We start from the raw sequence: 24,189 nt of genomic DNA on the forward strand, positions 1-24,189 counted from the left end.
TTTTCGAACCGCAAAACCGGTGCCCACTTTTGCTGAAAATGCCGGGTCCTTAGTGATCGCATTTTCGAACCGCAAAACCGGTGCCCACTTTTGCTGAAAATGCTCCTGGAGCGCTTGCCCCCTATTCGCCGGCTTCAGCCGGCTCGGTCGGCTGGTCGGTGAAACCTTCCAGATCGCCGGACGGCTCGGCATCGCGCTCGATCTCCACCGCGCTCAGCGCATAGGCCTTCAACAGGCGCGCGACGGAAAACAGCGCGTTCTCATGGACGCGTTCATAGCCGTGCGAGGCGTCGATGCCGAAGGTCACCAGCGCCGTACGCACATCCGCCCCGCCCTCGATGGCCGAAGCCGCGTCGGAGCGGTAATAGCGGAAGACGTCGCGCTGGAAGGGGATCTGCTTGCTCTTGGCCAGATGGATCAGCTTGGTCGTGAGGTGATAGTCGAACGGGCCGGTCATGTCGGCCATGCCGATGGTGACGCCGGTCTCTTTGGAGTTCTGGCCGGGCGCGACGGCGCCATTGTCGACCGCCACCATGGAGGCGACGTCATGGGTCAGGATCGAGGACGCGCCGACGCCCACTTCTTCGGAGATCGAGAACAGGAAAAGCGTATCGACCGGCAGTTCGGCCCCGCTCTCCTTGAGCGCCTTCAGGACAGCGAACATCGCCGCGACGCCGCCCTTGTCGTCCAGATGGCGCGAAACGATGAAGCCATTGCCCAGGAATTCCGGACACGGGTCGATCGCCACGAAGTCGCCGACGGCGATGCCGAGCGAATCCATGCTGACCGAGGCCACACCGATGGCTGCCGCGTCGATGTCATTGTGGACCGGCGCGTCGATGCGCAGCTCGACCTGCGACCAGGCGACCGGCTGGGTGTCGATCTCCTTGTTGTAGACATGGCCCGAGGCCTTCAGCGGCAGGATAGAGCCGCGATAGCTGCCATGCTCGGTGAACAGGGTACAGCGGGCGCCTTCGGCAAAACGGGCCGACCAGTGACCGATCGGCGCCAGCGACAGGCGGCCATTATCCTTGATGTAGGAGACCTGGGCACCCAGCGTATCGACATGGGAGATGATGGCGCGGGCCGGCTGCTCCTCACGCCCAGGCAGACGCGACCGGATCGCGCCGCGCCGGGTCAGCTCATACTCGATGCCCAGCCGCTCCAGCTCCTCGCAGCACCAGCGGGCGATCTTGTCGGTATAGCCGCTCGGACTGGGGATGGTGAGCAGCGTCTTGAGGGTTTCGCGCAGATAGGTTTCGTCGATTTCAAGCTCGGACACGGTCGGCTCCCGGACGGAGGTTTTCGATACGGGCGGAGCGCGGGAACAGCAGGTCGAGAAAGCGCTCCACCACCGGCTGCGGTTCGTGATTGGCCAGTCCCGGACGCTCGTTCGCCTCGATGAAGACGAACTCGTCGAGCACCGGCGCCTTGACGATGAAGTCCAGCCCGACGACCGGAATATCCAGCGCCTTGGCAGCCGCGATCGAGGCCTCGACGATCTGCGGATGAAGCAGGTCGGTCACGTCGTGCAGCGTGCCGCCCGTGTGGAGATTGGCGGTCAGGCGCACTTCCAGCGTTTCGCCGGACGGCAGGACATCGTCCCAGCCATAACCGGCGGCTGCGATGCAGCGCTCGGTCTCGGCATCCAGCGGAATGCGCGCCTCGCCACCGGTCGCAGCGGCCCGCCGGCGGCTGAGCCCCTCGACCAGTTCGCGCACGGTCTTGCGGCCATCGCCGGCCACGACCGGCCGCTTGCGCAGGGCGGCGGCGACCACGGCCCGGTCGATCACGATCACGCGCAGATCGTCGCCGGACACACAGGTTTCCACCAGCACATCGGGACAGTAATGGCGGGCATTGGCGATGGCGGCATCCAGGCTGTCGCCGTCGCGGATATCGACGGCCACGCCCCTGCCCTGCTCGCCCCGTGCGGGTTTGACCACGACGGATCCGGCCCGTGCGAGCAGCGCCCGCGCGGCCTCGGCATCATTGCCGTCGACGGCTTCGGCGACGTCCAGCCCGATCTCGGTCATCAGACGGCGCGTCACGGCCTTGTCGTCGCACCGGCTCATCGCGATGGCCGAGGTGCGTTCGGTCAGGGATTCCCGGCACACGACCGACTGGCCGCCGAAAGTCAGGCGGAAAAACCCGCCCTCGGCATCGAGCACATCCACCGCAATGCCGCGGCGGCGGGCCTCGGCGACGATGATCTCGGCATAGGGATTGAGCCCGTCTTCCAGCGACTTGCCGCCGGTGAAGAGCTTTTCATTGATCGGGTTCTTGCGCTTGACCGTGAAGAAAGGCGTGCGCTCGAAGCCCAGGCGTTCGTAGAGGCGGATCGCGGACTCATTATCGTGGATCACCGACAGGTCGACATGCCGCGAGCCGCGCGCCGAGAAATGCGCGATCAGGTGCCGGGTCAGCGCCTCGCCGACCTTGGCATGGTTGGCGCGCGGATCGACCGCCAGGCACCACAGCGAGGCACCGCATTCCGGGTCGTTGAACAGGCGGGCGTGATCGATCCCCGTCACCGAGCCGATGATCTCGCCGCTCGCCTCGTCGACAGCGACGAAATAGACGATCTCGCGGCTGTCGCGGTGCTGCCAGAAGAACTCCGGATCGACCGAGACCATGCCGCAGGCCGCATAGATCCGGTTCACCGCATCGGCATCCGACCGGGCCGCCATGCGCCGCACCTGGAAGCCGCGCGGCGGGTCGCCGGCATCGCGATAGGTGGGCAGTTCCAGCCGGTAGGTGTGTGACGGATCGAGAAAGATCTCCTGCGGCGCCAGCGCCAGCAGGACATGCGGGTCGCGCACATAGAAGGCGATATCGCGCCGGTCCGGTTTTTCTGCCAGCAGCCGGTCGATCAGCGTGTTCTGGTCGCGGAAGGTATGGGCGAACAGCAATTGGCCCCAGCCGCAATCGATCGCCGCGTCACTGACAATCGCCTCGCCCTCGCCTTCGGTGGGCGGGATGGCCTCGTCGGCCGGCAGCAGGGCCTGCTCGCGCTTGCGCCGCAACCGGTGCGAAATCGCCCCGGCCGGCTGTCGGGTTCCGGGCCGCGTCATGCAGCCACCTCGGCCCGGGCCGGCTTCACCGGCGCATCATGCGTCTGCAGCCACAGCGCCAGCACGCCGATCTGCCAGAGCTTGGAGCCGCGCAGCTTGGTGATGTGCGCTTCGGGATCCTTCAGCAGGTGATCGACATAGGTCTCCTGCACGATGCCGCGATCCCGGAAGGACCGGCTGCGCACCGCATCGCGCACCATGTCCAGGAAGTCGCCCTGCAGGTATTTCAGGGCCGGAACGGGGAAATACCCTTTCGGCCGGTCGATGACCGCGTGCGGCAGGACCTGGCGGGCCAGGTGCTTGAGTACGCCCTTGCCCTCCTGCTCCAGGTGCAGCTCGGCCGGGCAGCGGGCCGCCAGCTCGATCACCTCGTGATCGAGGAAGGGCACGCGGGCCTCCAGCCCCCAGGCCATGGTCATGTTGTCGACCCGCTTCACCGGGTCGTCGACCAGCATGACATGCGTGTCCAGCCGCAACGCCTTGTCGAGCGGCGAGGCGGCGCCCGGCGCCTGGAAGTGGTCACGCACAAAATCGCCGGCATGATCGCCGCCCAGCCAGGAGGGCTGCAGCAGTTCGGCCATCTCGTCGTGCGAGCGGTCGAAAAAGGCGTCGCGATAGGTGCCGAAGGCGTCGTTGGCACCGGCCATGGGCGGGTACCAGTGATATCCCGCGAAAGCCTCGTCGGCGCCCTGGCCGGACTGGACCACTTTCACATGCTTGGACACTTCCTCGGACAGGAGGAAAAAGCCGACACAGTCATGGCTGGTCATCGGCTCGGACATGGAGGCGATCACTTCCGGCAGGGCCCGCAGCGCGCGCGAGGCCGGGATCTCGATCTTGTGGTGCTGCGTGCCGAAATGCTTGGCGACGATATCGGAATAGTGGAACTCGTCACCGGCCTCGCCATTCACGCTCTCGAAGCCGATGGAGAAGGTGTTGAGGTCCTTCACGCCGGCTTCGGCCAGCAGCGCCACGATCAGCGAACTGTCGAGCCCGCCGGACAGGAGAACGCCGATCGGCACATCGGCGACCATGCGCCGCTTCACCGCACCGCGCAGCGCCTCGGCAATCCGCTCGCGCCAGCCATCGGCATCGAGACCCTGCTCTTCCTCGCGCATGTCGTAGGGACAGGACCAGTAGCGGTGTTCGCGGCGCGTGCCATCGCGCTCGATCTCCATCAGCGTGGCCGGCGGCAGTTTGCGCACGCCCTTGAACAGGGTGCGCGGCGACGGCACGACGGCGTGGAAGCTGAAATACTGGTGCAGGGCGACCGGATCGAGCTCGCGGTCGACATCGCCGGCGGCCAGCAGCGCCGGCAGGCTGGAGGCAAAACGCAGGCGGCCGGGCGTCTCGGACAGGTAGAGCGGCTTGATGCCCAGACGGTCGCGCCCCAGTACCACCTTGCCGCTGTCGCGCTCGGCAATGGCGAAGGCGAACATGCCCGACAGGCGTTTCGCCACATCCAGCCCCCAGGCATGATAGCCCTTCAGGATCACCTCGCTGTCGCTGGTGGAGAAGAAGCGATAGCCCTTGGCTTCCAGTTCGGCGCGCAGTTCGCGGTGATTGTAGATGCAGCCATTGAAGGCGAGCGTCAGGCCCAGCTGGGCGTCATGCATGGGTTGGGCGCCGGCTTCGGTGAGGTCGATGATCTTGAGCCGGCGATGGGCCAGACCGACCCCGTCGCGAATGACCATGCCGCCGCCATCCGGTCCGCGCCGGCGCATGGCCCAGCTCATCCGCTCGAGTGCTTGTGAGTCGGAAGGAGAGTTCTGGAACGACAAGTCGCCGGCAATCCCGCACATGCTATATTACCCCCTGTATTGAATCTGTATTGCGCACTCCATATCGCCCGACTCGATATCACGACCAAGTCGGCACATAATACGGTATGCAACCTGTAAACTCATTCCAAGCGAAAAAGGTTCCACACCGGGTGTATTCTATTTTATGTGCACCAAGCGACCTTGATTATCGAGCCAAAAGGACTATCCATATTGGCAGATTGACTTCCGCGTGACCTTCACGCCCCATTTTCTGTAAACGGAGTACGATAAACTATATGAGACATTCCCATCGCCCGCGCAGGGTCGCCGCTTTCGTCGCTGAATCCGTCAATGTCCGCCAGCTGCAGACCGCATCCGAAGCACTGCAGCGCCACAACCGCCGCGCCGTCCTGGTCTCCGACCAGCACGCCCTGCTGCGCGGTTACAACGGCTCCGCCGAGATCAATTTCGCGGTGGCCGAGACGACGGAGAACATCGAGCCGAATGCGTATGACGCCCTGGTGCTGATGGAAGGGGCGGCCAAGCTGGCGCCCAGTGCGACCAAGCTGGCCAAGCGGTTCGGCGATGCCGGCAAGCCGGTCGTCGCGCTCACCGGCAGCGCGCCGCTGCTGTCGGAAATCTCCGGCAACAATACCGGTCCGGGCGAAGACACGGCTTCGGCCATTGTCGAGGGGGAGCTTTATGAAGTCACCGACGACGATGCCGACTGGAAGATCCTCGACGCCATTTCCGAAAAGCTGAAGGCGATGCAGGACGCGCATCAGCTGGAGCGCGCCGGCGCCTGACAGAGGCCCGGCTGCAAGCAACAAAAAAGGGGCGCTGCGAGATCGCAGCGCCCCTTTTTCTGTGCCCGATGCACTCCGCCTAGCGGCGGTAGCTCAGAACGATCCAGGTCTTGGACACATCGGCCGGAGCCGGCGCCACGCCGGGGCCGTCATAGTCCGCAGTTTCCAGAGCGAGCGAGAGGCCCTGCGGCAGGTCGAGCTCGACGAACGCGTCCCATTCGCTGCCCAGATCGGCCCCCGTGCGCTCGGCCTCGAATTCGTGGCGGCGCACACCGGTGGACAGGCCGCGGACGAAGCCCGCTTCCCATTCGCGGCTCCAGGACAGCATCACATTGAAGTCCTCGACACCGTCGACCGTGCCCTGGCGTCCACCGCCGGAGAACACATCGGCCCAGCCGAGGAAGTCATGGTTCTTGCCCAGCGGGTTGGCGAAGCCGGTCGAGCCATTGCCCTCGATCACATCATAGCCCAGGGCCAGTTCCGCGCCGCCATAGCTGAAGGCAAGGTCGCTGGCGAAATAGGCGAGGTTGAAGTCGATCGTCGCAGACGCATAGTCGGTCTGGTGCGCATACATGACGGCGTATTCGACACCCAGATCGCCATAGCTGCGCTCGCCCGCCATACGGGCGCCCAGCGTGGTGTTCGAGCGATCGCGGCCGCCTGCGGACGTGATGTCGATGAAGTAGGCAAAGCCCGAGACGTCCAGCGTGTCGTTGATTTCATAGCCGACATGGAAGAGATGGCTGTCGCTCTGCCAATCGGAGTCGTCGCCCGGGCCGCGATTGATGCGGTCGTGATAGACATAGGTCGCGTCGAACGCGCCATGCGACCAGCCGATCTGGATCGCGTCGTGCGAATTCTTGTCCTGGCGGTGACCGGCAGACGCGACGAACTGGCCGTCATCGAACTGCAGATACTGGCGGCCGAGTGTGACGGAGACGTTCTCGAAGGGCGAGAAGGCCACCTGCAGACGGTTCAGCTCGGTGAACCCGCCATCCTTGATCCCGGCATACTGGCCCAGCCCGTTGAGGCCGGAATTATAGTCGTCATCGCCATCGACGGCCGTGACGTTCTCGACTTCACCAAGGAAGGTGAAACCATTCCATTCCGGCGACTTCCAGCCAAGGCGGGTGCGCAGGGTGATGGCGTCGGCGCCGAGCTTGCCGTCCTGGGCCACATTCTCGTAGCGCATGCGCATGTCGACGAGGATATCGCCCGGCAGGCTGTTATCGGCCACAGCGAGGGGGGCTGCAGCAGCGCCGACGAGCAGCGCGGCCGCAAGCGTAGCGGTCATGGTCTTCATGGGATTGTCTCCTGTCGCAGCCTTAGGCCGCGCGAATGTTCTCGAGGAAGGCTTCGAAATCGGTCTTCCAGGCGGTGTAGCGGCCCGACATCTCTTCGGACGCGCTGAGCACGGACTTGGAAACCTGGTCGGTCTGGCGGGTGAACTCGGCCACGCGGTCCACATTGGAGGCGGCGTGCGTGGTGCCGTCCTGGGCCTTCTGGGCCGACTGGGCGATCTCCGAGGTCGCGACACGCTGCTGCTCGATCGCCGAGGCCGAAGCCACGGCCAGCTCGCCCAGCTGCGACACCGCATCCAGCGCCTTGGACGCCGACAGCGAACAGGCTTCCGTCGAGGACTGGATCTTGGAAATCCGCTCGGCGATCTGCTGCGTGGCAGTCGAGGTCTGCTCGGCCAGCGCCTTCACTTCCGACGCCACGACCGCAAAGCCGCGACCGGCTTCACCGGCCCGCGCCGCCTCGATGGTGGCGTTGAGGGCCAGAAGGTTGGTCTGGCTGGCGATGGTGTCGATCAGGTCGACGATGGCGCCGATGGCCTGGGCCGATTCCGCCAGCTCCTGGATGCCTTCGGCGCTGGCGCTGGTTTCCTGGCCGGCCACCTGCGACAGCTCGCTCGTCTTGGTGACCTGGGTGGAGACTTCGGCGATCGAGGCCGCAAGCTCTTCGGAGGCTGCTGCCACCGCCTGCACGCTCGAAGCGGCATTGCTGGCGGCATCGCGGGCCGATCCGGAGACGGTGGCCGCCTCGCCGGAGGTCGCCTGCATCTGGGTCGCCGACGCGGAAAGCTGTTCGGACGCTTCCATCACGCTCGCCAGGAGCGCGGTGGAGGCTTCCTCGAAGCGGGCCACAGCTTCTTCCGTGCGCGCCGCACGTTCCGCCTTGGCACGGGCCTCGACCGTTTCGCGTTCGCGCATCTCGTCGGCAGAGGTCAACGCTTCCTGGAGCGTGTCCAGCGCCCGGGCGAGATTGCCGAATTCGTCGCTGCGCTCCTTGCCCGGCACATCGAGACCGCGTTCGCCGCGGGCGAGGCCGCCGACGACATCCTGAATTCTGGACACGGATGCACGGATGGTACCGCCGATCACCTGCGTCAGACCGTAGAGGCCGCCTGCTGTCAGCAGCACCGCAATCACGGCCACCCAGAAGGAGACCTGCGCCATGCGATCACGGCGCGCCCAGGCCGACTCGAGATCGACCCAAGCACCGTCGCGCACACTCTCGATCGCGGTGTCCATGGCATCGTCGAACACGGCCAGCCGGTCGATGAACTGGTTGATGTCGGCGTTGTTCATTCCGGCGATCCGCGACATGCGGTCATTCATCAGCGCTTCCAGATCGCCATAGTCGGCCCGGATTTCCGACAGGGTCGCCGCATAGGCGGCGTCGGTAACCACACTCTCGGCGTCCGCCAGCGATATCCCGAAATCGGTGAGATTGCCGCGCGCCGCCTCGATGCGCTCGGCGGTCGGCGTGGCGGTCATCAGATAGGTATCGCGCAGGAGAGACGTGAGATCCTTCTCCACATTGTTGGCGGCGATCAGGGTCAGCGTCGCCTGCTCGGCTTCGGCTTCGGCCTTCACCATGGCGCTGCGCACAACGCCGTTCGCGCCGACATAGACCAGCATCAGCGCAACGGATGCGACCGCGAGCAGCGACAGGCGGGCCTTGAGGGAAAGACGGTTGAGACTGGTCAGCATTGGAGCGACGCCCCCTTCTTCTCGAAACATGTTGATCGCCACACGTCGGGCCGGATCGGATCTCCGGCGGGAGCGGGCTGCCTTCACGGACGAGTAGCTGCCAAGACGGTTAAACCTTCCTTTCGGGACTTCCGGCGGTAACCGGTTGTTAGGGCATATTTTATTCGCCCGGACAGGGCTCAAGGCATGGCGGGGCCTGCCCCTGCAGGGCTGCACGCGTTATGATAGGGTTGTGCAGATTGCAGCTTGCGCGACGCTTTTTTCGCAGTCGCAGCAAAAACGAACATTGTCCAAAAAAAGAATGCGGCAGTGTCGTGAGCACTGCCGCATAGATCCGGGGGCAAAACCCCCTTCTTCGTTGGCGCTTACTCGGAGGGATACAGACCTTATAAACACCGCAACGAACATGGTCGGCCAAGCGTGGCGCCTCGATCGGCGCCGCCCCCGGCTGTCGGGATTGACAAAACCAAACCCGGCCGGTGACTTCCAACGCTTTGAGACAGGCAACGGGACGTTGCGGCAAACGCGGCAGCCTGCGACGAACGACGGCCCAGACGCGACGAGGGTCCCGGCTCAAGTCCGCAGGGCTCGCGAGCACTACCGCTCGCGTAGACCGCGAACCATAATCTCCTGAGGCACAACGCGGTACTTGTAGGTCTTGAAGCGCCGGTAGAGCATCTCGAAATGACCTTGGTATTTCCCAAAGCCATTTACGTCTCTGTGGCCTCTGTGCTCCTCGATATAGGGGCGCAGAAACTCCCAGCAGTTCAGCACGTTCAATCCAGCCTGAGCGTAGACGAGCTTTCCATCCAGCAAGTCCCGGAGCACGAGCATTCCGACATACTCGAAGAAGAAGCTGACCCGTCTGAAATGGTCGGCCAGCTCGGATTCATCCGTCATCCTTACCGTCGGAGCAACCTCACCATCCTTGCTCGCCTTGGCCAGCCGACCGACTACCCGAAGGGATGTGTGAAAATCTTCGGAGCGAAACTCCTGCAGAAAGCTGACGGCCAGGTCCGCTCGCCGGGCGTGTCTGACGTCGAGGTATGCGAACGCTGAAACAAACAAGGCGCCCACTGATAGCGCCAAAGAAACATAGGGCAGAAAATTCTGAACTTGCGAAGTATCCAGCATGGTCTCTCAGGCTCCGAGACGTCGCGACTCGCCAATGATACACGCAAACATTCCGACCGGCATTGGAGACCGGAGCCGACCTGGGGTCGAGCGGGGCAGGAACAAAGCAAAGGGTGGCCGGTCTTGCTGGCGCGGATCGAACCCGGAGGGTTCGCAAGCGCGACCGCGCGCCGGGCGGTCAGCCCGCCCCATCGGAGGCGTGAGCCCGGACTTGTTCCGGGCGAAATTGCCGTGAGATCAAAAAATGGAGCGCCTTGCGGGATCAAGTTCAAACCCCGCAGCCCTGAGCGCGTTCCATGTGAGCATCGACCCCGGCACCGAAGTCAGCGACAGGCTCGGGTCGAGCGGAGCGGGAACAAAGAAAGAGATGGCGCACCGGGGAAGATTCGAACTCCCGACCCCCAGATTCGTAGTCTGGTGCTCTATCCAGCTGAGCTACCGGTGCAGGCCGTCTGTCGGGGGCAAGCCCCGAAGAGGCGCGGAAACTAGCCGCGGCTTTCACCGAATGCAAGTCCCGCAAAGCGGCAAAAGCACACCCGTGTGCAGCGGCGTCATGCCGCCTGTGTGCGGGCTGCATGGACGCCGCGCGCAACGGCGCGGGCCAGCGTGTCGGCACAGGCCGATCCCAGCGCCGCCAGGGCCAGTTCGGCACCGCTCTCCGGTAGCGGGCGGGCCGAGGTGGAAAGGGCAAACACCACATCCCCGTCAAAGGGCGTGTGCACGGGCCGGATCGCGCGGGCCAGCCCGTCCTGGGCCATGATGGCCAGGCGCCGGGCCTGGGCGGGCGTAAGGGCGGCATCGGTTGCCACGACCGCAATGGTCGTGTTCTCGCGCACGCCGGGATTGACCTTGGCCGCACCCCAGTCGGCCGGGGAGGCCTGCCAGCCGGCCGGCGGGCGGGCGCCGCCGAACTCGCCGTCGATTTCGTGGGGCCAGGCCCAGTAGACATCGTCCAGCCCCGGCATCGTCACCGAGCCGAAGGCGTTGACGCAGACCAGGGCACCGACGGTATAGCCCTCCCCCGTCACCAGGCTGGCCGTGCCGGTACCGCCGGGATGCGTGCCGGCCATTGCCCCGAAACCGGCGCCGGCACGGCCCAGCGCGACCGGTCCGGACGAGACCGCGGCCAGGGCATCGCGGCCGAGATCGCGATAGGGCGGGCTGGCGCCCCAGGCCTTGTCGCCGCCATTGGCGAGATCGTAGAGGATGGCCGAGGGCACGACCGGCGAGCGCGGCACGCCGGGCATGTCGAACAGGGCGAAGCCGCGGCCGGACGCACCGAGTTCAGCGGCGACGCCGTCGGCGGCTGCCAGGCCGTAGGACGAGCCGCCGGACAGCACCACCGCATCAACGGCATCGACCAGGGTATGGGCTTCCAGCGCGTCGGTCTCCCGCGTACCGGGACCGCCGCCGCGGACATCGACGGCGCAGACCGCCCGGCTGTCCGGCAGGATGACGGTGACGCCGGTCTTCGCGCCCGCAGCCTCGGCCTGGCCGACGGCAATCCCGGAAACATCCGTCAAACTGTTGGTTTTTCCTGGCATCGCCATGTCTGGCCCCTTACCTGTTGCGAACGCGGTGTCTATCGTGACCGGAAGAAAATGAGGGGCAAGTCACATGTTGCGTATCGTCCAGACCACTACTGCCATCACTGCCAGCCTGTTGCTGGCCGCCTGTTCCCAGGCCGAACAGGACGCCGCACCGGCGGCCCCTGCCCCGGCGCCGGACAGCACCGCTCAAGCCCCCACTGAAGGGCCGGCCATGGTGGCAGCGGCCAACCCGCTTGCAGTTGAGGCCGGGCTGGAAGCGCTGCGCAATGGCGGCGATGCGGTGGATGCGGCGATTGCCGTGCAGGCGGTTCTGGGCCTGGTCGAGCCGCAGAGCTCGGGCCTGGGCGGCGGTGCCTTCATGCTCTACTACGACGCCCAGACCGACGAGCTGACGGCCTATGACGGCCGCGAAAAGGCGCCGGCCGCCGCCGGGCCCGATCTCTTCATCGATCCGGAGACCGGCGAGCCGCTGAGCTTTTTCGACGCGATCTTCTCCGGCCATTCGGTCGGCGCGCCCGGCGCGGTGGCGATGCTGGCCATGGCCCATGGCGATCACGGCACGCTGGACTGGGCCGACGGTTTCACCGCGGCAACGGACCTGGCCGAGAACGGATTCGAGGTTTCCCCGCGCCTGCACAATCTGATCGCCGGTGTTGCGCCGCGCACGCCGCTGGACGAGTGGGAGGCGACCAGGGACTATTTCTTCACCGATGCGGGCGAGGCCCTGCCGGTCGGCCATCTCCTGCGCAATCCGGACTATGCCGCCACCACGCGGGCGCTGGCGGAAGACTGGCGCAATCTCTATACCGGCCGCATCGCCGAGGAGATTGTCGCGGCGGTCCAGGCCGGACCGCGCCCGGGCACGCTGACGCTGGAAGACCTGGCGAATTACGAGCCGGTGCGGCGCGAGGCGATCTGCCGGGATTATCGCGAATGGTCGGTGTGCGGCATGCCGCCGCCGGCCTCGGGCGGGGTGTCGGTCAACGAGATCCTCGGCCTCCTGGAACCCTATGATATGAGCCAGACCGGTCCGGACACGGTGGAGGGCTGGCGCCGCTTCATCGAGGCCAGCCGCCTCGCCTATGCCGACCGTGACGCCTATATCGGCGATCCGGACTTTGTCTTCGTACCCTCCGAAGGCCTGCTGGATGCGGACTATATCGCCACCCGCTCGGCCCTGATCGACCGGGATACGGCGATCGAACGCGCCGTGCCGGGTATTCCCGAGGGCGTCGACGCGCCGGGCGCCGATGCCACGGCCGACGTTCCGGGCACCAGCCATTTCGTGATCGTGGACAGCGATGGCGATGTGGTGTCGATGACCACGACGGTGGAGAGCATTTTCGGCAGCCACCGCATGGCCGGCGGCTTCCTGCTCAACAACCAGCTGACCGATTTCTCGCGCGATCCGCGTGATGCAGAGGGGCGGCTGGTGCCGAATGCGCCGGATGGCGGCAAGCGGCCGCGCTCCTCCATGTCGCCGACCATCGTCTTCGATGCCGAGGGCAATTTCGAACTGGCCACCGGCTCGCCCGGCGGCTCGTCGATCATCGGCTATGTCGCCAAAAGCCTGGTCGGCATGCTGGACTGGGATCTGACGCCGCAGGATGCCGTTGCCCTGCCCAATGTCGTGGCGCGCGGCGACACGGTGCGGATCGAGGACGGGATGCCGGCGGAGGTGCTGGAAGGCCTGCGCGAGCTGGGCTTCACGCTGGATGCCAATCGCGGGGAAAACTCCGGCCTGCACGCCGTGCGGCGGCTGGAGGATGGCTCGCTGACCGGCGGGGCGGACCCGCGCCGCGAGGGCGCCGCACTGGAGCCGTAAGCGCTCCATATGTGCCCTGTAAGTGCCCCATAAGGACAACGCCCGTGCCACAGCCAGTGACACGGGCGTTTCCTTTGGGGGGATTTGGGGGATTTCGTGAGACAGGCGCGGATCAGACGCGCTCGACCTCGCGCTCGACCTCGGCGGCAGCAGCGAGCTGGGCCGGCGTACGTCCGGTCCAGAAGAGGAAGGTGTCGACCGGGCTGACCGGCGCGGACGCCGCGCGGCAGGGCTGGTCTTCGTGTTCAACCTTGTCGGCCAGCATGGCCAGTTTCAGCATTTCTTCCGACATATACGCCTCCTGGCTTTATGAGCGGCCGGGTGGCCGCCGGGATCGGTACTCTGCTGCTGCGCCGGAAACCGGGGGACCGGCAGGGAAGGCCGGCGCATGCATAATAAATTCACGGAGACGGAATTGGTTCCCTCCGCCGGAGCGGAAAGCGTTTTCGATGCGCAACACTGAGACAGAACCGCGCCAGTATCGCACGGCCCGGAGGGGGTGGGGATAAGTTTGCCCCTGGCCGCGCGTCGTGACCGCCACTACTCCATCGCCATGCCGGGTTCCCAGCCGCTGGCCTCGAGAAAGGCGTGGGCATCGGTGACGGCCAGCATGTCGCGGATCGCCTGGTCGCGGTCGGCGGCGTTGAGCCAGTAGGCCTTGGCCACCCGGTAGCCGGTCCAGTAGCCCAGATCCGCCAGTTCGCGGCTGCCGGTATTGTAGAGCCAGTCATCCAGCTCCGTCTTGTCGAGATCGGCGGCAAAGGCGGTCTCGATCTCGAGTTCACGGCCGGCGACGAGCGGCGGCAGATGGCTGTAGCCGACCTCGCCGGCAATGCGCTCGGTGACGAATTCGGCAATGCCTTCGGCCAGGGACATCTCCAGCACGGTCGGCGTTTCGCCGTACAGCGCCGCATCCTGCTGGGTGTGGACATATTCGTGCGCGATCACGGTGACGAAACGGTCTTCCAGATCGGCATTGAGGAAATCGGCGGCGCACAGCGCCTCCAGCCCGATCTGGATGCCGGTATCCGGATAACCGATCCCGACCGGGCGTCCGCGGCCGACGGCAATGGTGACGGACGGGAAATCCGCCTCCGGACGATAGGCGGCCAGCCGGTCCAGCGCGGCTTCGAGACGGGCCTCGACCTGTGGCAGGACGGCGGCGCAGGCCCGGGCGTTTTCGTAAAGCTCGGGCCGCTCGGCGATGGCTGCGGCGATGCGTTCGCCGGTCACCCTGCGCCGGTCGGCCAGGACATGCAGCCCCGGCGTGCCGGTATCAAGATATTCGGTCTGCAAGGTTTCCGCCGAGGGCGATCCGTCCGCCGCATCGTAGAGCGCGTAGAAGCGGTCGACATCGCGCGTGTCGATCTCCGGCCCGTCCTGGGCGCGGGCCACCGCAGCGCCCAGCAGGATGACGGCCGCACCGGCCAGAACGGAGATGCGGGCGCGGCGCGGGGCAGAACAGGCGTTGAGGCACATGGCGGGCATTCCGGAGGCGGCTTTGAAGACGGTTTCGCGCACAGGCTAGGCCGTCCGCCAGGACCGCTAAAGGGGAAAGCCCGTGCGTGAGTCCCGGATGGGCGCGGCCGGATCAGTCGAACGCGTAGAGCAGCGAGATGTCGAGGCGGACATCGGTGGGTTCGAAACCGGGGCGGTCCTCGAACTCGTGCTCGATGCGCAGACCGGTCTGCACCGCCCAGTCGCCGAACAGGCGGTTGGTCAGCGTGAAGCGCTGGTCGATGCGCGAACCGCCACCGGCATAGGCGGTGGTCTCGGAGGCAAAGCGCGAGGTTTCCGACAGGTCGTAGGAGAAGCTGGAACCGGCCTCGGCGACCCAGTCGGTCGTCGTCACACCGGTCGCAGCTGCTTCGCGGAAGCGCTGACCGGCACCGGCGCGCAGCTTCCAGTCCATGCGCTGGCGCTCCAGCACGTGCCAGATACCGCCCGCGGTCAGGAAGGCCGACTGGGAGTAGAGGCCGATCTCGTCGCGGTCATAGGACCCGCCGGCATAATAGCCGGTGCCGTTGTCCAGCTCGCGCTCGACCCGCAGCTCGGCCAGCCAGTTGTCGCGCGTGGTGCGGCCGTCATGTTCGGCGATGAAGTATTCGAACTGGCTGTCGATACGCCAGCCATCCTCCAGCTCGCGGTCCAGTTCGACGGCGAAGGTGAGATCGGTGAGTTCCGAATTGCCCCGCTCCATCTGGATGCCGGCCCGGATATGGCCGGCCCAGCTGTCATCGCGCAGGGCGCGCAGCGGCGCGGCGAGCCAGCCGCCGGAACCCTCGGGCGCTTCGGCCAGATCGACCGGGGCTTCGCCCAGATCGCGATGTTCGGAATGCGGCGCCTGCGGCGCAGGCGCCGGCGCGGCCGGTTCCGGATCGGGCAGCGGCCAGTCGGCCACGACACCGGCCCGGCCGGGCAGATGCGCCAGGATGGCGGCATGCACTTCGGCGCGACCGCCATCGACCAGCACGGACACCATGTCGGCGGTTTCCAGGAAGCGGTCGTCGGACAGATCGCGGCTGTCGGCCTCCTGCAGCAGGGCCAGATAGGTCTGCGGCAGCTCGGCCAGGGCGGCGGGCGTCAGGCCCGACAGCAGGACAACAGCGGCTACGGCCCGGACACAGGGCTCAAAACGGCGCGACGGCATGACGTCCCCTCAAAACGGTGCTTCACCGCCTTGCTGGGCGAACAGGCTTAATATTTCGTTGGTTACGTCGTCAGACCGGTCAGTTCACCGAGGTGAGCGCGCCTTCCTGCACGGCCTCGAGCAGATCCTCGTTCAGCCAGCAGGTGCCGTCCGGCGTCCCGTCCAGCGTGCCGTTATAGCCATAGTCCGGCCAGGCGTCGCAATGCCGGGTATCGCCCGCATCCCAGGTGACGGTGAGCGCGCCGTCGGCATCCAGGCTCCACTGGCCCGCCGGGCCTTCGGGCAGCTCGCTGAAGGGCCGGCCATCATGCGGCTGGGTGAGGACACGAATGGTCAGTTCGCCGCCGGGCTGGAATTTGTAGAACCAGTATTCGTCGACCGACGCGCTGCGAAAATCGATCGTCACTTCCACGCCCTCCGGCGGCGTCTGCGCCAGCGCCGTCCCCGCCAGCGCGGATGTCAGGCCAAGGGCCGCCAGGCCGATAAGTACTGTTTTCATGAACGCCTCCCCGGTGTGCAGCCAGGAGATGAGCACGCGCGGGATTAACGGAGGGTGAGCGCCCTCTTTTCCCCCGCCGGGGAGAGGAAGTCATCCATTTTTCCCGGCCGGATGGCCCGCGAAAGCGGGCTGGAGAGCCGGGACCGACCGCGCATGCCTTCAAGCGATGTGCCTCCCGTCGGTCCCGGATCACGCTGACGCGTGTCCGGGAAAAACGGAGAGTTTTGGGGAGGGGAGAAGCCCCCCTACTCCGTTCGCGTCACCGTCACGCGCAGAGTGCCGCCGCCCAGTTCGGGGTCGAGCCAGCAGGCGCCGTCGCGGCGTTCGCCGATTTCGAAATGCGGCCAGCCCTCGGCGCAGCCGGCATTCTCGAACCGCGGGGCGCCGGTGATCCGGAAGCTGGCACCGCCCGGCTCGCCGATCAGGGTCCAGCTGATCATGCTGGGATAGCCGTTGCATTCCAGGCTGCCGATCCCCATCCGGTGCGCCGCATCGCGTGCCTCGACTGTGTCGTCGAAACGCAGCGTGCAATGCTCCGTGGCCACGGCAATGTCGAATTCCTGCCCGGCGGGCGTGTCCGAAGTGTCCCGGGCCATAACCGGCGTGCCCGCCAGCAACGCCGTGATCGCGATGAGTGCTGTGCGCATGATGCCTCCCCCCTGTTGCAGCAAAGACAAGCACGGGCCGGATTAATGGAGGGTGAGCGCCCCCTTCTCCCCGGCCGGGGAGAGGGAGTCTTCCATTTTTCCCGGCCGGAGAGCCGGGACCGACCGCGCATGCCTTCAAGCGATGAGTCTCCCGTCGGTCCCGGATCACGCTGACGCGTGTCCGGGAAAAATGGGAGAAAATTTCAGATGCACACCGCCACATTCTGGCGTATGTCCCCGCGCGCCGCGGGCCGGGGCGGGAGGCCGTCTTCGCGCGGTGGATTTTTGACACACCGATGTCGGACACGGCGTTTGACTGCGTCGCCTGCGGAGCCTGCTGTTTCAGCCGCAATCCGCGCTATCTCGTCCTGCTCCCGGAAGACCGCGAGCGCGACCTTCCCAAGGACAGCCTCATTGTTGACGGCGAGCGAAGCTTCGTCGACTTCTCCTGCGGCCATTGCGTCCACCTGCAACTCGACCTGACCGCCGGCCAGGCGATCTGTGCCGTCTATGACAACCGCCCCGAAGCCTGCCGCGCCTTCCGCGCGGGCAGTTTCGAGTGCGGCAAGGCGATCCGCGCCAACGGCATCATGGGCGAAAAGGTGCGCGAGATGCGGGTGGCTTGAGGGCGCCTCACCTTTGATCCCTCTCCCCGGCCGGGGAGAGGAGAGCCTGCCATGACCCCCTTGCCGCCCGTGCGCCGTATCCAGAGCCGGCAATAGGGCGTATGACCGGGGCGTGCGCGTCCGCCGGATGCGCCTCGTGCGAAGGAGCACACCATGGCCAAAGGCCAGAAACGATCCAACAAGGAACACAAGAAACCCAAGGCCGAGAAAAAGCCCGCCCCCGCCCCGGCCCCTGCCGGGAGCGTCGCCGGCGTGGTCGACCGCCTGCGCAAATAGCGCCAGCCCGGCCGGGCGGCGGGGACGCGCCACGCCGCGCGCATGAGGTTCAGGGGAAGATGGGGATACGCATCGCAGATGATGTGTGTCCCCGTTTTCCACCGGATGAATGCCCCGCGCAGGCCATACTGCCGGGATGACACGCTGTGGCGTTCAAACGAAAAAGCGCCACTTCCCCCGGACTTGTTCCGGGGCCCGCCGCCCTCACCCGTCCGGGCACCAGATCGCGAAACCGCGCCCCTCACCAGACCCCGGAACGGGTCCGGGGGAAGTGGTTGAGCGGTGGATCGTCTCTTACTGCCGCCGCTCGACGGCGGTGACATCGGGATTGGTGATCCAGCACAGGGATTGCGGATCGGCGCTCTCGCCCACGGCGATCTGCGGCCATGCCTCGCACAGGGCCTGGTCGGACCCCGCGGCCAGCAATTGCAGATGATAGGCGGGGTCGGTCCCGAACGGCGGCGCATCGGACAGGCCGTCCACGCCATTGCCCGCGATCTCGACGAAGCCGCTGGCATACCAGCGCCCGCTTCCGCCCGGCTCGCCATAGCCGTCAAACCCGTCCAGCCCGCGCGGGGCCTCGGAGGAGATCTCGGAACCGGCATGGAATGTATAGACCACGGTCATCCCGCTGACCGGCGGACTGTCTCCGAACGTCACGGCATAGACCTGCCCGGCCGGCGTGTCGTCCTCCCGGGCGAACCCGGCCGCCGGCATGGCCAGCGCCGCCGCGAGTGCGGCGAGTGTCAGGGTCGAAAACGAGTGCATGCTGTCCCCCTGTGTGCAAGCTGGCGCCAGTCTGCCCGGCCCGGAATGAAGACGGTATGAATGGGGGGCTGGCGCTTCTCCCCGGCTGGGGAGAGGAGTGCCTGCCGCAAGCAAAAGCGCCACTTCCCCCGGACCTGAGTTCGGGGAGAATGTGCTGGAGATTGCAGAGCGATTGTCATCCCGGATGAATGCCCCGCGACGGCGGGGCGCAAGTCCGGGACCCATACGCGCGGTGTTTATCCAGCTGTCGCGGACATCGAGCCTGCTCCCGGCTGACATCGGCGCGTATGGGTCCCGGCCCTCCGGCCTGCCTGCGCAGGCCATACGGCCGGGATGACACGCGGTTGTGTTCAAGGGAAAAAAGCGCCACTTCCCCCGGACCTGTTCCGGGGCCTGCCAACGGAGGGTCAGGAAGGCCCCTCCAGGAGCGTGCTGTCGGGCCGCAGGCGCACGGCGTCGGCCCAGGCGGCGAGGTCGGCATTGCTCATCCCGTGATCGCGCAGGAAGTGACCGAATGTCCTCGCCCAGTCGAGACCGCTGAAACCGCTGGAGGGATGGCTTGCCCAGAAGACGGGGCGCCCGGCGATCCGGCCGGCCCAGTAGGGATCGCCGCGGCGTCCGTCCGCCACGAAATGCCCGGGCTGTTCGAACCCGTCCCACACCTGATCGCCCAGCAGGACGATATGCGTGGGATCGACCGCCTCGAACACCGCGACCAGCGCCGCCGAGTCGGCGGCCAGGTCGGCAGGATCGGCCGCCATGCGCGCCGCATCGAGATAGGTCTGCAGCAGGTTGGCAAAACCGATCCGCGCATAGAAGGCGCCGCGATCCACATAGGCGTGGTGCAGACCGGTCGCCATCTGGATCAGCCCGGAATAGAAGCGCAGTCCGACGGTCTCGCCGATGTGCAGCTCGATAGCCGCCCGCGTCAGGCCGGGCCCGACCGGCTGACCGCCAAACCCTTCCTCATAATGACTGTGCCCGACGAAGATCGGCCGGAAGCGCGACGTCCGGAATTCAGCCCCGATCCAGGGCTCGGCATTGAGGCCGTCGATTTGCTGGACGAGGTTCATTGTGTCTCGCTTTGCTGCACGACGCCTCACTTCCCCCGGACCCGTTCCGGGGCCTGCCGCCCCTGGCAATAACGCACGAAACCGCACCCCTCACCAGACCCCGGAACGGGTCCGGGGAAAGCGGGTGCGTGTGTGAGGAAGAGCGCGCCCGGCGCAGGGGCGGGGTTGAAACCCTTGCCAGCAGGGGGCCCCTCTTCTCCCCGACCGGGGAGAAGGTGCCGCGAAGCGGCGGATGAGGGGCGCGCGCCAGCGCCGCAAAGAGTCTTGAGTGGCCGCTCCCGCGGCCGCCCCTCACCCTGCCCTCTCCCCGGTCGGGGAGAGGGGGGTGCCTGCCGCAAGCAAGAGCGCCACTTCCCCCGGACCCGTTCCGGGGCCTGCCGCCCTCACCCGTCCAGACACCAAATCGCGAAACCGCGACGCTCACGAGGCCCCGGAACGGGTCCGGGGAAAGCGGGTGAGTGTGTGAGGAAGAGCGGGCCCGGCGCGCAGTCAGCCATAAATCCCTTGCCAGCAGGGGGCCGTATTGAATTCCCGCGGTCAAGGGCGGCCCTTTGGTCGCTCGGCTTGATCTGAAAAGTGGTGCCCACTTTTCAGGCCTCGCTGGGCCGCCGCTTCGCGGTTCTCACCCTTGATCGCGGGAATTCAATACGGCTGGGTCTCGGCATGAGGTTTGTGGGGAGGTGTGAAGGACTATATTCTCGTAGTTGGAATGCCAGCTTTGCTCATTGCATATTGAAGTCGTTCCCGACCGACTTTCTTGAAGTTTCTTAACTGCCCGTCCATCGGCTTTGAAATGTCGCCAAATACTTTTCGGGCTCGCCTAACGTACGTCCAGAACGTCCAACGCCGGTAATCATCAGCCAAATCGAACCCCTCTACTCGAGAGTATTTCTTAAAAAATTCATCGGGATCAATTTTTTTCGCGATGTCGCTAGAGTTCAAGTCGCGATATCTTGCTACTGTCGAATTGACATAAGCTCTGGCACCCACCGCGATCTTCCGAAAGAAGTTTGAAACCGTTTTGTCTCTCAAAAACACACTTCTTCCGTCAAAACGGAAACCCAGGTATTCCAACCCATTTTTTCCAACACCGCTCACCCATCTGAAACATTCATTACTATCTACATTAAAATCAACAATCGATATTTTAGAGTCTTTTATTTTAAGATCATCGCCACATTTTGAAAGCTCATATCTCAATTTATAGAGAACTCTCGATCCAATTTCTTTTTCTGGCAAGATTATAATTATATCGTCAGAATATCGCCTATAAAAACCACCCTTTCCATTTACATAATCAGACAGTATGATATCAAAATGTAGCAGATTAATGTTAGCCAAAACATCAGATATTGGCGCCCCCTGAGGTATTCCAGCCGGCCCTTTATTTACATAGTGAATTTTTTTACCAGACGATTTTCTATCATTTAGTATTTCTCGAAGTTTTTTTGGAGAGCAAAGCTGCAAGGGTATGTCGTTCCAGTGCCGCAAGTACCCCACCCCAACACCACCTCCCACAGCCTTTGGCCCTATAAAACCAAGCTCCTTGTAGAGCTCCTCTCTATCAACGTATGAGTATCGCGTTATCGCCTTGTACACCGCATAGTGATCCTCCGGCATTCGCTCAAAGCCCATCAATTCACACCAAATTTTGTATAGGTTCTTATGCGAAATTGAAGGAAAATAGCTAGAAATATCTACGACATATGCCCTGCATTTTTTTTGCTTAGAGATGAAGTCGAAAGCATCCCTCGCGAAATCTATATTGCACTTCCCACCGCCACTTTCTGTAGCAATTCTTCTATAAGCGATCGGGCAATCTTGTATGCCCTCTATTAGAAGTCGCGCCTCATACTTTTCAGCAAGAATTCCTCGATAGTGTTCGAAAATCGCTGCGTCGCGCCGAGAAGCATAGGCAATTGGGCGTAGCTTCTTTGACGGCTTCACGCCGCCACCAGGACGCCTGAAAGGCTGATAGCGCTTCTCATAAGACAGAAATGGAAAGAAGGCGTTTGACGCAACACGCTGCGGGGAAGCAACAATCTCTTCCACCTCTAAGTTGCTTAGAAGCGCGTCAAAATGCGGGTACTTTTTAATAGGTTTTAGAGTCAAAGGCGATTTGGGGTAAGGGCGACGACGTGTCTTCGCTATACCCTTACCCCAGCTGTTGTTTCGGGGAAATCCCCTGACGACACGCCTCTCGACGAAAGGTGCTACACTGTTTCTGTCTGGACGAACGTCCTGCAGATCCTGCTCACCGTCTGTTCCTGAAACCGGAGACCCAACTGATGCTGAAACTCACGATCACGGCGACGATTTGCCTTGACAGTGTTAACCTGTAACTCTTCAGCCTAGCGCTGGAGATATTAGCCAGATGGGAAAGCGCCAACCGAAGCGCAAGCCCCTGAACACACTTTTTTAACTAGTAGCCCTCCCTGAACGGTGCCATCCTTTCTCAGATAAGTCCCCGCAACCTTCTCATCTAGCCCGCCAGCCCTCACAAAGGGACACGTACCCGAGGTACATGTCCCTCGGCCGAGCCTCAGTCTATGGGCTCCCGCACGGTGCCGTCCTCACTCAAATAAATCTCCCCGCCCCGCGCCTTGAACTCCTCGGCCTTCTCCGCCATCCCGGCTTCGGCATCCACCGCATTCGGCGCCCGTGCGCTCCCGAACGTATCCCGGATCTCCTGGGTGATCTGCATGGAGCAGAATTTCGGGCCGCACATGGAGCAGAAATGGGCGACCTTGTGGGCCTCTTTGGGCAGCGTCTGGTCGTGGAAGTCGCGGGCGGTTTCCGGGTCGAGGGCGAGGTTGAACTGGTCTTCCCAGCGGAATTCGAAGCGGGCGCGTGACAGGGCGTCGTCGCGGATCTTGGCGGCGGGGTGGCCCTTGGCGAGGTCGCCGGCATGGGCGGCGATCTTGTAGGTGACGACACCGACCTTGACGTCATCGCGGTCGGGCAGGCCCAGATGCTCTTTCGGCGTGACATAGCAGAGCATGGCACAGCCGAACCAGCCGATCATCGCGGCGCCTATCCCTGAGGTAATGTGGTCATAGCCCGGGGCGATATCGGTGGTGAGCGGGCCGAGCGTGTAGAAGGGCGCCTCGTGGCACTCCTTCAGCTGTTTATCCATGTTTTCCTTGATCTTGTGCATGGCGACATGGCCGGGGCCCTCGATCATCACCTGGCAGCCCTTGGCCCAGGCGATCTTCGTCAGCTCGCCCAGGGTTTCCAGCTCGGCGAACTGGGCGCGGTCGTTTGCGTCGGCGATGGAGCCGGGACGCAGCCCGTCGCCCAGGGAGAAGGAGACGTCGTAGGCGCGCATGATGTCGCAGATGTCCTCGAAATGCGTGTAGAGGAAGCTCTCCTTGTGGTGCGCCAGGCACCATTTCGCCATGATCGAGCCGCCGCGCGAGACGATGCCGGTGACGCGGTCGGCGGTGAGCGGCACATAGGCCAGGCGCACGCCGGCATGGATGGTGAAATAATCCACCCCCTGCTCGGCCTGCTCGATCAGCGTGTCGCGGAACACCTCCCAGGTGAGGTCCTCGGCGACGCCGTTCACCTTCTCCAGCGCCTGGTAGATCGGCACGGTGCCGATCGGGACGGGCGAGTTGCGCAGGATCCATTCGCGCGTGTTGTGGATATTCTTGCCGGTGGAGAGGTCCATCACCGTGTCGGCGCCCCAGCGGATCGCCCAGACCATTTTCTCCACCTCTTCCTCGACACTGGAGGCGACGGCGGAATTGCCGATATTGGCGTTGATCTTGGTGAGGAAATTGCGGCCGATGATCATCGGCTCGAGTTCCGGGTGGTTGATATTGGCCGGGATGATGGCGCGGCCGCGGGCGATCTCGTCCCGCACGAATTCCGGGGTGACGTGTTCGGGGATGGACGCACCGAAGCTCTCGCCATCGGCGATGCGCGCGGCAGCGCCCTCCACAGCGGCCTTGCGGCCCAGATTTTCCCGCTCGGCGACATAGACCATTTCCGGCGTGATGATGCCGGCGCGGGCGAATTCATACTGGGTGAGCGGCGCGCGTTTCGTGCTGTCCCAGCTGGTGTCCTCGCCCATCGAGCAGGGCGAGGAGGCGCTTTCCACCGGCGCGGCCTCGATGCGCGCGCGCAGCGGCTTGTTGCGCACCGGAAATTCGCGGGCAAGGTATTTGCCGGTCGCCCCGCCATTATCCAGGGCTGAGAGGGGACGGCCCTCATAGGTCTCGACCTGGCGGTCGGTATACCAGTCCAGACGGTGGCGCGGCAGGCCGTGCTCGACGTCCAGCTTGTGGTCGGGATCGGAATAGGGACCGGACGTGTCATAGACGCGCACCGGCGGCTCATTCGCCGTGGGATGCAGGTCGATCTCGCGATGCGGCACTTTCAGCGCCGGCGCCGTGGCCGGCGACGTATAGACCCGCCGCGACCCCGGCAACGGCCCGGTGGTGACTTCGGGAGTCTCGAATTGCGATTGGGAGGTGGGCTTGTTCATGGCGGCG

The 24,189-nt window shown here is 64.6% G+C and carries 20 protein-coding genes and 1 tRNA gene; 4 read left to right on the forward strand and 17 right to left on the reverse strand.

What is annotated here, in order from left to right; genetic code table 11:
- Positions 1–121: 121 nt before the first annotated feature.
- From ABJO18_RS09775 to ABJO18_RS09785, 3 genes are read right to left on the reverse strand one after another with little or no spacing between them, the layout of a single operon-like run.
- Positions 122–1,282, reverse strand: coding sequence for an osmoprotectant NAGGN system M42 family peptidase (locus tag ABJO18_RS09775; RefSeq protein WP_348507080.1), 1,161 nt, complete (start codon positions 1,280–1,282; stop codon positions 122–124).
- Complete coding sequence (gene ngg / locus ABJO18_RS09780) at positions 1,269–3,074, reverse strand: N-acetylglutaminylglutamine synthetase (protein ID WP_348507081.1); 1,806 nt, start codon at positions 3,072–3,074, stop codon at positions 1,269–1,271. The genes ABJO18_RS09775 and ngg overlap by 14 nt, the downstream gene beginning before the upstream one ends.
- The gene (locus ABJO18_RS09785) at positions 3,071–4,876 is read right to left on the reverse strand and encodes an N-acetylglutaminylglutamine amidotransferase (protein ID WP_348507082.1); all 1,806 of its coding nucleotides are present in this window, start codon (positions 4,874–4,876) and stop codon (positions 3,071–3,073) included. Before ABJO18_RS09785 ends, ngg begins: the two co-directional genes overlap by 4 nt.
- A 257-nt stretch (positions 4,877–5,133) precedes the next feature.
- Between ABJO18_RS09785 and ABJO18_RS09790 the strand changes: the two genes are divergently transcribed.
- On the forward strand, positions 5,134–5,643 hold the full coding sequence (locus ABJO18_RS09790) for a DJ-1/PfpI family protein (RefSeq protein ID WP_348507083.1): 510 nt from the start codon (positions 5,134–5,136) through the stop codon (positions 5,641–5,643).
- A 79-nt stretch (positions 5,644–5,722) separates the two neighbouring features.
- On the opposite strand, the gene ABJO18_RS09795 is transcribed toward ABJO18_RS09790, so the two are convergent.
- The 5 genes from ABJO18_RS09795 to ABJO18_RS09815 form a co-directional block, all read right to left on the reverse strand.
- A complete protein-coding gene (locus ABJO18_RS09795) occupies positions 5,723–6,946 on the reverse strand; it encodes an alginate export family protein (protein ID WP_348507084.1) in 1,224 nt (407 codons plus the stop codon).
- Between the two features lie 22 nt (positions 6,947–6,968).
- Complete coding sequence (locus ABJO18_RS09800; RefSeq protein WP_348507085.1) at positions 6,969–8,642, reverse strand: methyl-accepting chemotaxis protein; 1,674 nt, start codon at positions 8,640–8,642, stop codon at positions 6,969–6,971.
- Between the two features lie 597 nt (positions 8,643–9,239).
- Positions 9,240–9,776 carry a hypothetical protein gene (locus ABJO18_RS09805; protein WP_348507086.1) on the reverse strand — a complete coding sequence of 179 codons (537 nt, stop codon included), beginning with the start codon at positions 9,774–9,776 and terminating at the stop codon, positions 9,240–9,242.
- Positions 9,777–10,144: 368 nt separating this feature from the next.
- Positions 10,145–10,221: transfer RNA gene (locus ABJO18_RS09810), tRNA-Arg, on the reverse strand.
- Between the two features lie 106 nt (positions 10,222–10,327).
- Positions 10,328–11,326, reverse strand: coding sequence for a P1 family peptidase (locus ABJO18_RS09815; protein ID WP_348507087.1), 999 nt, complete (start codon positions 11,324–11,326; stop codon positions 10,328–10,330).
- Positions 11,327–11,393: 67 nt separating this feature from the next.
- Between ABJO18_RS09815 and ggt the strand changes: the two genes are divergently transcribed.
- A complete protein-coding gene (ggt, locus tag ABJO18_RS09820) occupies positions 11,394–13,151 on the forward strand; it encodes a gamma-glutamyltransferase (RefSeq protein ID WP_348515863.1) in 1,758 nt (585 codons plus the stop codon).
- Between the two features lie 112 nt (positions 13,152–13,263).
- Here the strand turns inward: ggt and ABJO18_RS09825 are convergent, their stop codons facing one another.
- From ABJO18_RS09825 to ABJO18_RS09845, 5 genes are all read right to left on the reverse strand, one after another.
- Positions 13,264–13,443, reverse strand: coding sequence for a hypothetical protein (locus tag ABJO18_RS09825; RefSeq protein WP_348508417.1), 180 nt, complete (start codon positions 13,441–13,443; stop codon positions 13,264–13,266).
- 248 nt (positions 13,444–13,691) lie between these two features.
- The gene (locus tag ABJO18_RS09830) at positions 13,692–14,630 is read right to left on the reverse strand and encodes a DUF2268 domain-containing putative Zn-dependent protease (RefSeq protein WP_348508416.1); all 939 of its coding nucleotides are present in this window, start codon (positions 14,628–14,630) and stop codon (positions 13,692–13,694) included.
- A 112-nt stretch (positions 14,631–14,742) separates the two neighbouring features.
- Positions 14,743–15,801 carry a DUF481 domain-containing protein gene (locus ABJO18_RS09835; protein WP_348508415.1) on the reverse strand — a complete coding sequence of 353 codons (1,059 nt, stop codon included), beginning with the start codon at positions 15,799–15,801 and terminating at the stop codon, positions 14,743–14,745.
- A 79-nt stretch (positions 15,802–15,880) separates the two neighbouring features.
- Positions 15,881–16,300, reverse strand: a complete 420-nt coding sequence (locus tag ABJO18_RS09840; protein ID WP_348508414.1) for a hypothetical protein — start codon at positions 16,298–16,300, stop codon at positions 15,881–15,883.
- 245 nt (positions 16,301–16,545) lie between these two features.
- Complete coding sequence (locus ABJO18_RS09845) at positions 16,546–16,947, reverse strand: hypothetical protein (protein ID WP_348508413.1); 402 nt, start codon at positions 16,945–16,947, stop codon at positions 16,546–16,548.
- A 296-nt stretch (positions 16,948–17,243) separates the two neighbouring features.
- Here ABJO18_RS09845 and ABJO18_RS09850 point away from each other — a divergent pair, with 296 nt between their 5' ends.
- Positions 17,244–17,573, forward strand: a complete 330-nt coding sequence (locus ABJO18_RS09850; protein WP_348508412.1) for a YkgJ family cysteine cluster protein — start codon at positions 17,244–17,246, stop codon at positions 17,571–17,573.
- A gap of 153 nt (positions 17,574–17,726) precedes the next feature.
- The gene (locus ABJO18_RS09855) at positions 17,727–17,849 is read left to right on the forward strand and encodes a hypothetical protein (RefSeq protein ID WP_271185554.1); all 123 of its coding nucleotides are present in this window, start codon (positions 17,727–17,729) and stop codon (positions 17,847–17,849) included.
- 294 nt (positions 17,850–18,143) lie between these two features.
- Here the strand turns inward: ABJO18_RS09855 and ABJO18_RS09860 are convergent, their stop codons facing one another.
- The 4 genes from ABJO18_RS09860 to thiC form a co-directional block, all read right to left on the reverse strand.
- Entirely contained in the window at positions 18,144–18,617 is a 474-nt protein-coding gene (locus ABJO18_RS09860) for a hypothetical protein (protein WP_348508411.1), read from the reverse strand.
- Positions 18,618–19,024: 407 nt separating this feature from the next.
- Positions 19,025–19,690 carry a hypothetical protein gene (locus ABJO18_RS09865; RefSeq protein WP_348508410.1) on the reverse strand — a complete coding sequence of 222 codons (666 nt, stop codon included), beginning with the start codon at positions 19,688–19,690 and terminating at the stop codon, positions 19,025–19,027.
- Positions 19,691–20,380: 690 nt separating this feature from the next.
- The gene (locus ABJO18_RS09870) at positions 20,381–21,742 is read right to left on the reverse strand and encodes a reverse transcriptase domain-containing protein (RefSeq protein ID WP_348508409.1); all 1,362 of its coding nucleotides are present in this window, start codon (positions 21,740–21,742) and stop codon (positions 20,381–20,383) included.
- A gap of 490 nt (positions 21,743–22,232) precedes the next feature.
- On the reverse strand, positions 22,233–24,182 hold the full coding sequence (gene thiC, locus ABJO18_RS09875) for a phosphomethylpyrimidine synthase ThiC (RefSeq protein ID WP_348508408.1): 1,950 nt from the start codon (positions 24,180–24,182) through the stop codon (positions 22,233–22,235).
- Positions 24,183–24,189 lie beyond the last annotated feature (7 nt).

The organism is Maricaulis sp. (assembly GCF_039978735.1).
Taxonomy (GTDB): domain Bacteria; phylum Pseudomonadota; class Alphaproteobacteria; order Caulobacterales; family Maricaulaceae; genus Maricaulis.

Bases quoted from the DNA above. Each gene is read 5' to 3' on its own strand.
- ngg (WP_348507081.1), bottom strand. From the start codon at position 3,074: ATGACGCGGCCCGGAACCCGACAGCCGGCCGGGGCGATTTCGCACCGG.
- ABJO18_RS09785 (WP_348507082.1), bottom strand. From the start codon at position 4,876: ATGTGCGGGATTGCCGGCGACTTGTCGTTCCAGAACTCTCCTTCCGAC.
- ABJO18_RS09790 (WP_348507083.1), top strand. From the start codon at position 5,134: ATGAGACATTCCCATCGCCCGCGCAGGGTCGCCGCTTTCGTCGCTGAA.
- ABJO18_RS09795 (WP_348507084.1), bottom strand. From the start codon at position 6,946: ATGAAGACCATGACCGCTACGCTTGCGGCCGCGCTGCTCGTCGGCGCT.
- ABJO18_RS09800 (WP_348507085.1), bottom strand. From the start codon at position 8,642: ATGCTGACCAGTCTCAACCGTCTTTCCCTCAAGGCCCGCCTGTCGCTG.
- ABJO18_RS09805 (WP_348507086.1), bottom strand. From the start codon at position 9,776: ATGCTGGATACTTCGCAAGTTCAGAATTTTCTGCCCTATGTTTCTTTG.
- ABJO18_RS09815 (WP_348507087.1), bottom strand. From the start codon at position 11,326: ATGGCGATGCCAGGAAAAACCAACAGTTTGACGGATGTTTCCGGGATT.
- ggt (WP_348515863.1), top strand. From the start codon at position 11,394: ATGTTGCGTATCGTCCAGACCACTACTGCCATCACTGCCAGCCTGTTG.
- ABJO18_RS09825 (WP_348508417.1), bottom strand. From the start codon at position 13,443: ATGTCGGAAGAAATGCTGAAACTGGCCATGCTGGCCGACAAGGTTGAA.
- ABJO18_RS09830 (WP_348508416.1), bottom strand. From the start codon at position 14,630: ATGTGCCTCAACGCCTGTTCTGCCCCGCGCCGCGCCCGCATCTCCGTT.
- ABJO18_RS09835 (WP_348508415.1), bottom strand. From the start codon at position 15,801: ATGCCGTCGCGCCGTTTTGAGCCCTGTGTCCGGGCCGTAGCCGCTGTT.
- ABJO18_RS09840 (WP_348508414.1), bottom strand. From the start codon at position 16,300: ATGAAAACAGTACTTATCGGCCTGGCGGCCCTTGGCCTGACATCCGCG.
- ABJO18_RS09845 (WP_348508413.1), bottom strand. From the start codon at position 16,947: ATGCGCACAGCACTCATCGCGATCACGGCGTTGCTGGCGGGCACGCCG.
- ABJO18_RS09850 (WP_348508412.1), top strand. From the start codon at position 17,244: ATGTCGGACACGGCGTTTGACTGCGTCGCCTGCGGAGCCTGCTGTTTC.
- ABJO18_RS09855 (WP_271185554.1), top strand. From the start codon at position 17,727: ATGGCCAAAGGCCAGAAACGATCCAACAAGGAACACAAGAAACCCAAG.
- ABJO18_RS09860 (WP_348508411.1), bottom strand. From the start codon at position 18,617: ATGCACTCGTTTTCGACCCTGACACTCGCCGCACTCGCGGCGGCGCTG.
- ABJO18_RS09865 (WP_348508410.1), bottom strand. From the start codon at position 19,690: ATGAACCTCGTCCAGCAAATCGACGGCCTCAATGCCGAGCCCTGGATC.
- thiC (WP_348508408.1), bottom strand. From the start codon at position 24,182: ATGAACAAGCCCACCTCCCAATCGCAATTCGAGACTCCCGAAGTCACC.